We start from the raw sequence: 12979 nt of genomic DNA on the forward strand, positions 1-12979 counted from the left end.
TATGGCCTCACTGCTTCAGGCGCAGCAGCGCCTGCTTGAATCGTTCGAACTCGCGCTGGAAATCGAGGGTGCGCCGCTGCGACGTCATGGCGGCCTGCACCGCGCTGCCGGACTCGCCTTCCGGCGTGATCCAGACCCAGACGCGGCGATCGCGGATGTAGAACATGCTGAACACGCCGAGGATCAGCAACACGCAGCCCAGGTAGACCGCCTTCTTGCCGGGGGTGCGGCTGACCTGGAAGACGCTGGCCTGCACCTGCTTGAAATCCGCCAGCGTGAAGAACACGGGCGAGGGATACAGCGCCAGGTCCGACAGCGCGGCCACGGCCACGCGCGACCATACGGCCGCCTGTTCGCCGCCTTCGCCGCTCGCGGCCAGCGGCGGCAAACCGGCGCGCTCGCGTTCGATATTGCGCAGCTCGGCCACGCTGGAGCCGATCAGGCGCACGACGATATCGGCCGCGCGCTCCAGGTCCGCCGGCTGCGTATTGCTTTGCAGGAAGGCGGCCACCGCCTGCAGGCCGCCCTCGGAGAAGGTCTGCAAGGCGCGCTCGGCGGCGACTTCCAGCGGCTGCTTGTCCACGCCCTGCGGCGCGTTCTTCTCCGCGAAGCGCTGCGCCGCTTCCTTGCGCGCCTGCGGATCGGCCAGCAGCGCGCGCAGCCGCATGAACTCGGCCACGCTGTTGTCGGCATCGACCGGCAGCCGCACATAGCGATACGGCTCGCTGGCATTGTTGCGCACGCCCGTGAGGAAGACCGGGACGCCGTCCAGCACCACCGGCAGCATGTAGTTGCGGAACTCGTGCGCCTGCCCGCTGGCGTCGACCAGGCGGAATTCCACGGCCGGGCCCACGTTGCGCAGATGATCGTTCTTCTTGCCCGCCGCGCTGCCGGCCACCGAGGCCACGTCCTGCGAGAAATTCGTCGCCGGCTTGGGCGTGCCGCCGGAGAGATCCTCCACGTTGATCGGCCGCAAGGCCGTGACGTCGACGCGCACGTCGTGCAGGGACGGCGGCGTACCCGCGCCCATCTCCGAGGTCTTGCCCACCGTGCCCGCCACCTTGAAGGGCGTGTCGTCCGTGCCGCGCAGCGGATAGCCCTGCAACTGCACCGTGCTGCCGCCGTCGTCGAAACTGGACTGGTAGACCGTCACGCCCTTGTAACGCAGGGGTTCGTTGACCTCGATGGTCCGTTCGAAGCTCTTGCCGGTATCGGGGTCCTGCACCTCGACCTCGCTGGCGAAGCGGCTGGGCATGCCCGTCGAGTAGTAATCGATGATGAATTTCTTCAGCGTCAGGGTGAAGGGGATGGGCTGCACCAGGGCGCCGTCGTTGATCATCACCACCGCGCTGTTGGCGCGCCCGCCTTCGGGCACCAGCATGCTGGAGCGGAAACTCGGATTGTGCAGCGACAGGCGGCCGCTGTCGGGCACCTGGCTGATCAGCATGTTGTCGAAGATGGGCTGCTTGCCGCCCAGCCAGACCTGCAACCGTATGGGCAGCTCGCTATCGAGCAGCCCGCCGATACAGATCACGATCAAGGCCGTATGCGCGAGGATGTAGCCCAGGCGGTTGGCGCTGCCTTTCTTGGCCGCCAGCAGCACCGCGCCGTTGTCCTGCCGCTCGCGCACCGCGTAGCCCAGGCGCTTGAGCAATTCGCGCACGGAGGCGGACGCGGCGGGGACGGACGCGGCGCTGCCGAATTCGGCGCGCTGCGGGAAGGCGCGCAGGCTGGACGCGCGCACGTAGTCGCGGAAGGACATGGCGTCGCGCAGCATCTTGGGCGCATTGCGGATCAGGCAGACCGAGGTGGATGCCACCAGGAAGGTCATGATCAGCAGGAACCACCAACTGTTGTAGATGTGCCAGACGGAGAATTTGTCGAACAGCTCGAACCAGAACGGGCCGAATTGATCGATGTATTGCGAGGACGCGCGGTTCTGCTCCAGCACGGTGCCGATGGTGCTGGCCACGCAGATGAACATCAACAGGCTGACGGCGAAGCGCATCGAGCCCAATAGCTCGAACAGTTCGCCGGGAATGCTGCGCAGGGTAAGGCGGTGGGAAGCGGTGTTTTGATTCATAAAGCAAAAGGGGGGACCGGGTATGCCGGCGACCCCCCTTCGATAGACAGCGGACGCCCGGACATGGTTCGGGCGTTTCTATATTTTATTAACGCAAGCCGGCCGCGTAGTCCGACACCGCCTGGATCTCGGCATCCGACATGCGATCGGCAATCGTATGCATCGGGTCGCTGTTCTTGCGATCGCCGCTGCGGAACAATTTCAACTGTTCCTCGATATAACTCGGGAACTGCCCCGACAGGCGTGGATACTGCGCCGGCAAGCCGGCGCCGTTGGGGCTGTGGCAGGACGCGCAAGCCGGTACATTACGCTCCGGCAGCCCGCCACGCCAGATTTTCTGGCCCAATTCGACCAGTTCCTTGTGACCGGCGGTCGCGGGCTCCTTCAGCGGCTGCTCGGACAGGTAGGCCGCGATATTGGCCATGTCCTGCGGCGTCAGGGGCGCCACGTTGGCGGTCATGACGGTCGGATTGCCGCCGCTGCCGTTGCGGGCGGGCGCCTTGGCGCCCTGCGGCAGCTTGAAATCCGCCAGTTGCTTGGCGAGGTACTCGTGTGACTGGCCCGCGAGATTGGGATTCGCCGGGATGGTGCTGCTGCCCCCGGCGCCATGACAGGCCACACAGGCCGTTATATTGCGAGCGGCATCGCCTTGCTCGTAGAGTTGGCCGCCCTTGGCCGCATCCGGCTTGGTTGGCCCCGGCGGCGCGTCAGCCGCCAGACAGGAAGAGGAGTAAACGACGAAAGCGCCCACCAACAGCGCCGCTACTGACATTCGGGACTGCACACGCTTCATGTGTAAACCTCGATGATCGCAGCTTTATTCGTAACGATTCTTAGTCGCTACTTGAGCTATTTTGCCATTCACCAGCCCTGCCGGAATCCGGTCACCGGTACGAACCTATGCAGCGAATACTGTCCGAGGATCCAGAATCGCGTCGGGGGCGGCGCCACCCTTGCAAACGGCCGATTATACAATAGGGTTCGCAACCAACCGTTTCCTCCGATATCGTGTCCCTCCTGCATCGCGCCTCCTTCTTCGTCTCGGCCGCCCGCCTGGACCAGCTTCCGCCCCCTGGCGCGCCGGAGGTCTGTTTCGTCGGACGCTCCAATTCCGGCAAATCGACCGCCATCAACGTCCTCACCAACCAGCGGCGCCTGGCCTTCTCCAGCAAGACGCCCGGCCGCACCCGGCTGATCAACATGTTCGGCCTGCCGGACCCGCTGGATCCCGCGCAGCCGCTGGGCTTCCTGGTCGACCTGCCGGGTTACGGCTATGCCGCCATCAACAAGGCCGAGCGCGAAAAATGGGCGGAAGTGCTGGGCGGCTACCTGGCCACCCGGCCGTCGCTGGCCGGGGTCGTGCTGCTGATCGACATCCGCCGCGGCGTCACGGAGCTGGACCGCCGCCTGGTCGACTTCATCGCCCCCACGGGCCGCCCCGTGCTGGCCCTGCTGACCAAGGCCGACAAGCTGCCCTACGGCCAGCGCATGCGAACCGTGTTCGCGGTCAAGAAAGACCTGGCCGACATCGGCGCGCTGCACACCGTGCCCTTTTCCGCCCTGGAACGCCTCGGGCTGGAAGAGGCCGGCGAGCATATCGAGAACTGGATTTCACCCAAGGTAGTGCCATGAACCACCACATCGTTTCCGCCCAATTTCCCGCTTCCCGTCCGCGCCGCCTGCGCCGCGACGACTTCACGCGCCGCCTGGTGCGCGAGAACGCCCTCACCGTCGACGACCTGATTTATCCGGTGTTCGTGGCCGAAGGCCAGGGCCTGCGGCAGGCCGTGCCCTCGCTGCCGGGCGTGGTGCGCTACTCGCTGGACACCCTGCTGCCGGTCGCCGAGCAGTGCGTGCAATTGGGCATTCCGGTGCTGTCGCTGTTCCCGGTGATCGAACCCTCGCTGAAGACGCCGGACGGCATCGAGGCCACCAATCCCGAAGGCCTGATCCCGCGCGTGGTGGCCGAGCTGAAGAAGCGCTTTCCCGAGCTGGGCGTGCTGACCGACGTCGCGCTGGACCCCTACACCAGCCATGGGCAGGACGGCGTGATCGATGCGGAAGGCTACGTCATCAACGAGCCCACCGTGGAAATCCTGGTCAAGCAGGCGCTGGTGCAGGCGCAGGCCGGCGTCGACATCGTCGCGCCCAGCGACATGATGGACGGCCGCATCGGCGCCATCCGCCAGGCCCTGGAAGGCGCCGACCACATCCACACCCGCATCATGGCTTACTCGGCCAAGTACGCCAGCGCCTTCTACGGCCCCTTCCGCGACGCGGTGGGCTCGGCGTCCAACCTGGGCAAGTCGAACAAGTCCGCCTACCAGATGGACCCGGGCAACATCGACGAAGCCCTGCGCGAAGTGGCCGGTGATCTCGCCGAAGGCGCCGATATGGTGATGGTGAAGCCGGGCATGCCCTACCTGGACGTGCTGCGGCGCGTCAAGGACGCGTTCCGCGTGCCCACTTTCGTGTACCAGGTGAGCGGCGAATACGCCATGCTCAAGGCGGCCGCCAACAACGGCTGGCTGGACCACGACAAGGTCATGATGGAGTCCCTGCTGGGCTTCAAGCGCGCCGGCGCCGACGGCATCCTCACCTACTTCGCCATCGAAGCGGCGAAGAAGCTCAAGGGGCTGTAAAAGCGAAAGCCATGCGGGGCGCGCCCTCCGGCCATCAGCCGCGCAGCAAAGGCAGCAGCGTCTCGCCCTGGCGCTTGATCTCCTGCAGATACGGAGTATCCGACAGGATGAAATGGCGGATGCCCAGCGCCTGGTATTTGCGCAGCGAGCTGGCCACCTCCCGCGCCGAGCCCACCAGCCACGTGGTGCCCGCGCCGCCGCCGCCGAAGCGGCCCGGCGCGGTGTAGAGATTGTCGTCGAGCACGTCGCCGCGCGCCTGCAAGTCCAGCAGGCGCTGCTGGCCCACGGCCACGAAGGCGCGGCCGTGATCGTTCCAGCCGGCGCCCTGCGTCGCGGCCATCCTGGCCACCTTGGCCTCGGCATCCGCCCAGGCCTGCGCCGAGGTCTCCCGCACCAGCGTCGTGATGCGCAAGCCGAACTCCAGGGGCGCGTGTTCGCGTCCCAGTTCGCGGGACAGTGTCTTCAAACGCTCGATGCGCGCTTGCACGTCGGCCAGCGGTTCGCCCCAGAACAACTGAACGTCGGCCTCGGCGGCGGCCACCCGCTCGGCCGCCGCCGACGCGCCGCCGAAATACAGCCTGGGATGGCGGCGGCCCGGGCGCGCCTGGATGCGCGGCGCCACGGTGGAATCGGTCACCTGGAAGTGCTCGCCCCGGTAGGTCACATTCTCTTCCGTCCAGAGCTTGCGCACCAGTTGCATGAATTCTCGGGTACGCGCGTAGCGATGCGCCTGGTCGCCCTCGCTGTCGCCATAGGCGGCCAGCTTGTCCTGGCCGGACACGATGTTGATGCGCAGCCGGCCGTCGCTCAAATGATCCAGCGTCGCCGCGGCCGAGGCGAACTGCGCCGGCTGCCAGTAGCCCGGGCGGATGGCGACCAGCGGCTCGAAGCGGCTGGTGCGGGCCGCCAGCGCCGCGCCGACCGTGAAGGTGTCGGGACGGCCCCAGCCGGTGCCGATCAGGGCGCCCTGCCAGCCATGTTCCTCCAGCGCCTTGGCATGGCTGGTCAACGTATCCAGGCTGTTGTGGTCGGCGCCGGCGGCGTCGCCCCGATGGCCGGCCTGGACCTGGTTGGGGATGTACCAGAGAAATTCGGGATTCGTGCTGCTCATGCGGCGCCTTGCAGTCTTCTTGCAATCTGTGCGGCATCCGGGCATCCGGATGAAGAATGCAAAAGCATGCCCGATCGCGCCGGCGCGGTCGAAGAACAATCGCGCAGGTCTTTATTTCGTGAAGAAATAAAAATGGCCGGCCACGCGTCTTACGGCAGCCGGCCGACCGGTCAGTACGTCACCCGCACCGTCAACATGACCTTGCGCGGATCGCCCCACCATACGTTGCCGTTGCCGCCGAAGCTCGCGTAGTACTTGCGATCGAACAGATTGGTGACGTTCAAGGCCACCGACGTGCGCGGCGTCGCCTGATAGGCCACCCGCGCATCGGCGGTGAAGTACCCGCCCTGCTCCAGGGTAAAGCCGTTGCCGTCGCGCCAGGTCCGGCTGGTGGCGTTGACGCCGATGCCGGCCTGCCAGCGGTTCAGGTCTCCCGGCAAGCGATAGTTGGTCCACAGGCGGAACATGTGCCTGGGGGCGATCTGCGTGAAGCTGGATGCATTGAAGTCCTGGCTGTCGTCCAGATACTTGCTGTGCGTATAGGTATATCCCCCGTTTACCGTCCAGCCCGGCGTCAGTTCGCCGGATACCTGCGCCTCGATGCCCCGGCTGCGCGCCTTGCCCTGCGCCACGTAGAATCCTTCGTCCGGAAAGTTCGCATCTTCGCTGGCCCGGTTCTTCTGCGTCAGTTGGAACACCGCCAGCGACGCATTTACCCGGCCATCGAGATAGGCGCCCTTGATGCCGGCCTCATACTGATTCCCCGTGATCGCGGGTATCAGGTCGCCGGCGGCGGAACGCGCGCCGTTCTGCGGCTCGAATATCTTCGAATAACTCGCGTACACCGAGTAGGTCTCGTTCAGGTCATAAATCAGCGCCACGTAGGGCACGACCTTCTTGTTATACGAGTCCCTGGTCTTCGTATATTGATCGTAGTTGTAGACGGCATCGGGCCGGAACGTATCCTTCCACCAGTTCAGGCTCGCCCCGGTCACCAGCGTCAGCGGATCGGCCAGGCTGAAACGGCCGTTGGCATAGACGCCGTACTGCGTGGTGCGTTCGCGATTGACGTCGGTGTCCGTCGGCAGGCCCAGCCACGTCGGTTTGGCAAAGACGATATCGCCGACGTTGGCCTGCGTGAGGAAGAAATCGTCGCCGTCGGGGCCGTATTTCGTGCGCTGCCATTCATTCATCCGCAGGTAGCTGGCGCCCACCGTGACCTTGTGCTGCCGCCCGAACAGCGTGAACGGGCCGGACAGGTTCACGTCGTAGCTCTGGTTGTCCTCGTACGCCCCCTTGTTGGTCGTCGCCATGGTCCCATTGCCGTCGGCGTCCAGGCGCGTAACGAAGTTGGCGTTCAGGACCTGATACCGGTTGTGCGTGTAGTCCGCGGAAGCCTTCAACCGCCAGCCTTCGCCCAACTGCTGTTCCAGTTGCGCGAATACATCCGTCGAATAGAAGTTCTCGCGATTCCAATCTGCGCCGGTATAGCGCGAACGGCTCAACCGGTCGCCGTCGATATAGGTCGGGCTGCCCGACCACGTATTGCGCTGGCTCATTTCGCTATAGCTCGCGCCCATGCGCAGCAGCGTCGTCGGCGAGAGATCCGCCTCCAGCGTCCCGTACAACTGGCGATCGCGTTTCCAGGTGGAATCCTGGGTCAGGTCCTGGTCCTGGTAGCTGCCGACCACCCGGCCGCGCACGGATCCACTGCCGTTGAGCGGACCGCCGACGTCGATCAATCCGCCACGATTGCCGTAGGTGCCGGCGTTCAATTCGCCGGTGAAGGCATATTCAGAGGGCGCGCGTTTACGCACCAGGTTGATGGTGCCGCCCGGGCTGCCGAAACCCGTGAACAGGCCATCGGCGCCGCGCAGCACTTCCACGCGGTCATACATCGCCAGGGTGGGCGCGGAGGTGCTGGCGGTGCCCGACATATTGGGGTTGTTGAACACCGGCGCGCCGTCGACCTGGAAGGAACTGATCGGGTAGCCGCGCGAGTAGTATTGGAAGCGCTGGCTGTCGGAATTCAGCACGCTGATGCCGGGGGTGTACTTCAACACCTGATCCAGCGTCTGCATATTCTGCTGCTTGATCTGGTCCTGGGTCACGACGGTGACCGATTGCGGAATTTCGCGCTGAGAAAGGGGAATCTTGGATCCCACGGTCGTGAGCGGATTCACGCGCTCCGCCACCGCATCGTTCCGGCCGGTCACTTTCACTACCGGCAGCGTGGCGGCGTCGCCTTCCCGTGGCGTTGCGGACCTGCGCAGGGCATAGCCGCCATTGGGGCGCGTTTCGGCCTGCAGGCCGCTGCCGGCAAGCAAGGCATCCAGGCCCCCGCGGACCGTGTAGGCGCCTCGCAGGCCGTTCGTACGCAAGCCCGCCGTCATGTCGGGCGAGAAGGACAACAGGATGCCGGACTGGCGGCCGAACCGGTTCAGGGCGTCCTCCAGCGCACCCGCCGGAACGTCATAGGCGCGCACGGAATCGGCGGCCTGGGCATGCGCCGCGCAAGCGCATGCCAGCAGCGGCGCCCCGATCCATATCCCGGCGGGGAAACGGGGAAGATGCGCCATGGCGTACGCCAGCGCACCGCGCTTGAAAAGCTGTTGAGGGCTGCGCGGGCGCGCCTTGCTGTGACCCATGTTCGACCTTTCGTTGGACACTGGAGAGGGGGTATTCCCACCCTGTATGTCCCGCGAAAAACGAGAACGGACCACCCGGCGCGGTTTTTTCCGGAATCGGACCGGAAAAGTTGTAACGGCGGCCTCAGCTATCCCTGCGAACGGGGGACGACGGTTCGAGGCGCAGCCGTTCACGTCCCCAGAACCGCCGCTCGTGCCGGACCCGCAGGCCCAGCGTCGACGCCACGCTGTCCATGACGCTGCGAATGTCATTGAGGGGATAAGACCCCGAGACGCGCAAGCGGGCCACGGCGGGATCGCAATCCAGCGTCACGGCGCTGTAGCGATTCAGGTCCCGCAGGAAATCCACGAGCGCCAGGCCGCGGGCGACGATAAGCCCTTCCGCCCAGGCGGCGCTGCTGTCCTCGACCGGTCCCGGCGCATCGATGCGCATGGACGTGAACGCCGTCTGCTGGCCCGCGTGCACGACACGGGCCTGTCCCGGATCGTCGTTGGGCCTGACTTCCACGGCGCCCTCGAAGACGGCGACATCGGTCGCGCCGTCCAGCAGCCGCACCGCATAACGGGTTCCCAAGGCCTTGGCCTGCCCCTGCGCGGTCTCGACCATGAAAGGACGGTGCGCCGGCCCGATGTCCGGCGCCGTCGTGACCAGGATCTCGCCGGCGATCAGGCGCACGCGGCGGCGGGCCTGGTCGAAAGACACGTCGATCGCGCTGTCCGTATTCAGGACGACCTCCGTGCCGTCGGCCAGCATCACGGTACGGCGCTCGCCGCGGGCCGTGCGATAGTCGGCCGTCCACAGGCGCCAGGGGGTCTGCGCCTGGACCACCCAGGCGCCGCCGCCGGCGAAAACGAGCAGCGCCAGCCCCTTCACGGCCTGGCGGCGGCCGCGCGAGTTCGGCTGGGTCAAGGTCGCATGCGCGATGGCCGATTTGATGGGAGAAGACATCTCATGCAATCGCCCATTGACGCTTTCGATGCGCTGCCATGCGCGCTCGTGGTCCGGATGCGCCGCCCGCCACCGCAGCCAGGCGTCCCGCGTTCCCGGCGCGCCGGCATCGTCCTGCAAGGCGACCCACCATGCCACGGCGCGGCGCGCCACGGCCGCCGGAATGGGCGGCTCGGCCTGGGATATCGTCCGGGAACCGGACTCGGCGGCGGCTGGCATGGTCGTCACGCGCGCATGGCGTCCGCGGCGCCGAAATAGAGTTGTTCGCCGGCGCGCGCGAGATAGCGCTTGACCGTGGTCACCGAAACACCGAGCGCCTCGGCCACTTCCGCGTGCTTCATGCCGTCGAGCTGCGTCAGCAGGAAAGCGCGCTTGACGACCGCCGGAAGGCCGTTGAGCAAACGGTCTATCTCGACCAGCGCTTCGAGCAAAAGCGCGCGCTCTTCCGGCGACAGTTCGAAGCCCGGGGGCGCGCTCGCCAGCGCCTCCAGATAAGCCCGTTCCAGTTGCTCGCGCCGCCAGTGATTGGCCAGGACGCGCTGCGCGATTCTCGTCAGAAAGGCCCGCGGCTCGACCACGCCTTCCGGGCCTTCCCGGTTGTTGAGCACGCGCACGAAGGTGTCCTGCGCGAGATCGGCGGCATCGAACGCATTGCCCAGCCGGCGGCGCAGCCAACCGTGCAGCCAGCCATGGTGGTCGCAATAAAGCGTTTCGACAGTCAATGGGGAGGCGTGATCCGGCACGGCGCAGTCCCAGGCGCCCGCGGGGGAGCCTTCAATAATAAGAATAAGAACCGATCTCAATTATTGAGCAAGCGTGAACGCTTGGCAACCAATGGTTGCGGATGTGGTTTTATTGCGGTCCGCCTGCAGTTCGTATTTATGATCCCGGCGTCGGGGACCAGCGGTGGCTCAGTGCGCGACGACGGCGTCCAGCGAACGGCCGAAACGGGCGGCGTCCTGGAAGCCGATGACGCGGGCCTGGGGCAGCTCCCTGCCTTGCGCGTCGAAGAACATGATGCCCGGCGGGCCGAACAGCTTGAAGCGCTTGAGCAGCGCGCGGTCGTCGGCATTGTTGGCCGTTACGTCGGCGCGCAACAGCAGCATGCCGTTCATGCGCGCCGCCACGGCGGGGTCGGTGAAGGTGAACTTCTCCATCTCCCGGCAGGATACGCACCAATCGGCATAGAAATCGAGCATGACCGGACGGCCGGCCGCGGCGACGCGGCTTTCCAGTTCGGCCAGGGTGCGGACCCGCTCGAAAGCCGGTTCGCCGGCATTGGCCAGGGCGGCGCGATTCGATCCCGGCGCTCCCGGAAGACCCGCCGACCCCGCGCCCGTCGCCAGGACCGGCCCCGTGCCGCCGCGCGCGGCCAGATGCGCCAGGGGCTGCAGGACGTCGCGCCCGCCGCTGGCCGCGCCGGCCAACTGCGCGACCGCGACCAGGGCCAGCAGCAATCCCAGCCCCTTGCCGAACATGCGGCCGGCGCCCGCATCGGATCCGATGGCCTCGAAGGCGCGCAGCATGACGGCCCCGACGATGGCGAGGAAGGCCCAGCCGACCATCTGCAGGGCCACCGGCACGATGGGCACCACCATCCACCAGGCGGTGGCCAGCAGCAGGATGCCAAAGAAACGCTTGACCCCCTCCATCCACGCCCCGGCCTTGGGCAGCAGGGTGCCGGCCGAGGCGCCGACGACGAGCAGCGGCACGCCCATGCCCCACGCCAGGGCGAACAAGGCGGAACCGCCCAGCACCACGTCGCCGGTCTGCGAGATGTACAGCAGCGCGCCCGCCAGCGGCGCCGCCACGCAAGGGCCCACGATGAGGGCGGAAATCGCCCCCATCAGCAAGGCGCCGGCGGCGCGGCCGCCCGGGATGCGGCTGGCGCGGTCGCTCATGCGGGCCTGGAGGGAGGCGGGCATCTGGAAGGTGTAGACGTCGAACATCGGCAGCGCCAGCAGGGCCAGCAGCACCGCGAACAGGGTCAATACCCACGGCGTCTGCAACCAGGCGGCCAATCCGGCGCCGCTGAGGCCCGCCGCCACGCCCAGGATGGTGTAGACCACCGACATGCCCAGCACATAGGCCGCGGCCAGGCCCAGGCCGGTCCAGCGCGAGGGCTTGCGGTCCGGCGCGGCCATGGCGCCCGTTCCCTTGCCGGCAGCCGCGGCGGCCGATGCGGCCACGGTCGCCGAGCGGCCGATGACGATGGTCGACAGGATGGGGATCATGGGCAGCACGCAAGGCGTGAGCGACAACAGCACGCCCAGCAGCAGGAAGGCGCCCGCCGTTTTCAGCCAGCCCATCCCGGCGATGGCGCTGGCGAGGCCGACGTCGTCGCTGCCCGCCAGGGCGGAGAAACCGCCATTGCCGGCGGGCGGCGCGGATGCGGCATTCGACGGAACGCCGCCGGCGGCCGGCCCGCCGGAACCCGTGCCGGACAGCGCCAATGCCGGTCCGTTGCCAGCCGCGGAAGGCGGCGTGTCCACCCCGGCGTCTTGCGCCAGGCCAGGCGACTTGGTCAGCCCCGGCCGCGAGGCGTCCGGGGCCACGCTGACGCCGGGCTCGGCCTGGGCGAGCTGTCCCGTGGCGGCGGCGGCGTCGCCGCCGGGAATACCGCTGGCGTAGCCCCATACCGGCGGTCCGGCGACCTGGTATCCGCCATCGATGGGCCGCAGCTTGATGCGGTTTTCCATCGGCGGATAGCAGATGCCCGCGTCCGCGCAGCCCTGCCCGGTCACCACCAGCGTCACGTCCCCCGGCTGCCCGCCGGCGGGATGCACGGGAATGTCGATGGCGAGCGGCTGGTGATAGACCTCCATGTTCTTGTCGAAGGTCGGGTCGTACTTCACCTCGCCGGCGGGCAGCCGGGCCTGGCCCAGCGTCGCGCCGCCCTGCGGATCCAGCGCGAACCCGAAGCGCTCGCGGTACATGTAGTAGCCCTTCGGCACCTTGAACTCGACCCGCACCGTATTCGGGTCGGCCATGGCCGCGGCGGCCGGAAAGGCCTTCTCGGGCGGCAGGAAATCGTCGTCCGCGCGGCTGGCCGCCGGCCAGGACAGCAGGGCGACCAGGCACAGCATGGCCCACAGCCATCCCGCCGCCGTCCCGGCGGACCGCGCCAGGCACGTCTTCACAACACCTGCTGGCTCATGGGCCATTACATGCATCCTATGTTTCTCAAGCCGGCGGCGTGGCCCCGGCGGTCTGCTCCCGCACCCAATCCAGGTAGGCGGGCGCGCCGCCCATGACGGGCACGGCGACGACTTCGGGCACTTCGTAGGGATGCTGGCGGGTAATCGACGAAATCAGCGCGTCGAGCCGCGCCGCCGTGGTCTTGAAGCACATCGGCACTTCTTCCGCTCCCTCGACCACGCCCTTCCAGGTATAGATGGACAACATCGGCGCCCCGAGGTTCACGCAGGCCGCCAGGCCTTCCTCCACGACGACGTGGGCAATGCGCTTGGCCAGCAAAAGATCGGGCGCGCTGCTGAATACCATCACGATATCGTCTTGTTGCGGCATGAATGTCTCCCAATGCGC

10 protein-coding genes are annotated in these 12979 nt (G+C 67.0%); 2 read left to right on the top strand and 8 right to left on the bottom strand.

What is annotated here, in order from left to right:
- Positions 1 to 7: 7 nt before the first annotated feature.
- Together CAL29_RS30145 and CAL29_RS30150 are read right to left on the bottom strand one after the other, a co-directional pair.
- Positions 8 to 2083: a cytochrome c biogenesis protein ResB gene (locus CAL29_RS30145; RefSeq protein ID WP_373559821.1), complete on the bottom strand. Its 2076-nt coding sequence runs from the start codon at positions 2081 to 2083 to the stop codon at positions 8 to 10.
- Positions 2084 to 2171: 88 nt separating this feature from the next.
- Positions 2172 to 2876, bottom strand: a complete 705-nt coding sequence (locus CAL29_RS30150) for a c-type cytochrome (protein WP_179284230.1) — start codon at positions 2874 to 2876, stop codon at positions 2172 to 2174.
- A gap of 215 nt (positions 2877 to 3091) precedes the next feature.
- Here CAL29_RS30150 and yihA point away from each other — a divergent pair, with 215 nt between their 5' ends.
- The gene (yihA, locus tag CAL29_RS30155; RefSeq protein ID WP_094856530.1) at positions 3092 to 3715 is read left to right on the top strand and encodes a ribosome biogenesis GTP-binding protein YihA/YsxC; all 624 of its coding nucleotides are present in this window, start codon (positions 3092 to 3094) and stop codon (positions 3713 to 3715) included.
- On the top strand, positions 3712 to 4725 hold the full coding sequence (gene hemB, locus CAL29_RS30160; RefSeq protein WP_094856531.1) for a porphobilinogen synthase: 1014 nt from the start codon (positions 3712 to 3714) through the stop codon (positions 4723 to 4725). Before yihA ends, hemB begins: the two co-directional genes overlap by 4 nt.
- Positions 4726 to 4759: 34 nt before the next feature.
- Here hemB and CAL29_RS30165 read toward each other — a convergent pair whose 3' ends face one another.
- The 6 genes from CAL29_RS30165 to cutA form a co-directional block, all read right to left on the bottom strand.
- On the bottom strand, positions 4760 to 5836 hold the full coding sequence (locus CAL29_RS30165; RefSeq protein WP_094856532.1) for an LLM class flavin-dependent oxidoreductase: 1077 nt from the start codon (positions 5834 to 5836) through the stop codon (positions 4760 to 4762).
- 170 nt (positions 5837 to 6006) lie between these two features.
- The gene (locus CAL29_RS30170; RefSeq protein ID WP_179284231.1) at positions 6007 to 8484 is read right to left on the bottom strand and encodes a TonB-dependent siderophore receptor; all 2478 of its coding nucleotides are present in this window, start codon (positions 8482 to 8484) and stop codon (positions 6007 to 6009) included.
- 124 nt (positions 8485 to 8608) lie between these two features.
- On the bottom strand, positions 8609 to 9652 hold the full coding sequence (locus tag CAL29_RS30175) for a FecR domain-containing protein (RefSeq protein ID WP_094857004.1): 1044 nt from the start codon (positions 9650 to 9652) through the stop codon (positions 8609 to 8611).
- A gap of 5 nt (positions 9653 to 9657) precedes the next feature.
- A complete protein-coding gene (locus tag CAL29_RS30180) occupies positions 9658 to 10155 on the bottom strand; it encodes a sigma-70 family RNA polymerase sigma factor (RefSeq protein WP_306430705.1) in 498 nt (165 codons plus the stop codon).
- A gap of 189 nt (positions 10156 to 10344) precedes the next feature.
- Positions 10345 to 12573, bottom strand: a complete 2229-nt coding sequence (gene dsbD / locus CAL29_RS30185) for a protein-disulfide reductase DsbD (RefSeq protein WP_373559822.1) — start codon at positions 12571 to 12573, stop codon at positions 10345 to 10347.
- A 43-nt stretch (positions 12574 to 12616) separates the two neighbouring features.
- Positions 12617 to 12961, bottom strand: a complete 345-nt coding sequence (cutA, locus tag CAL29_RS30190) for a divalent-cation tolerance protein CutA (protein ID WP_094856535.1) — start codon at positions 12959 to 12961, stop codon at positions 12617 to 12619.
- Positions 12962 to 12979: the final 18 nt, after the last annotated feature.

The sequence above is a fragment of the Bordetella genomosp. 10 genome, from assembly GCF_002261225.1.
Taxonomy (GTDB): Bacteria; Pseudomonadota; Gammaproteobacteria; order Burkholderiales; family Burkholderiaceae_B; genus Bordetella_C.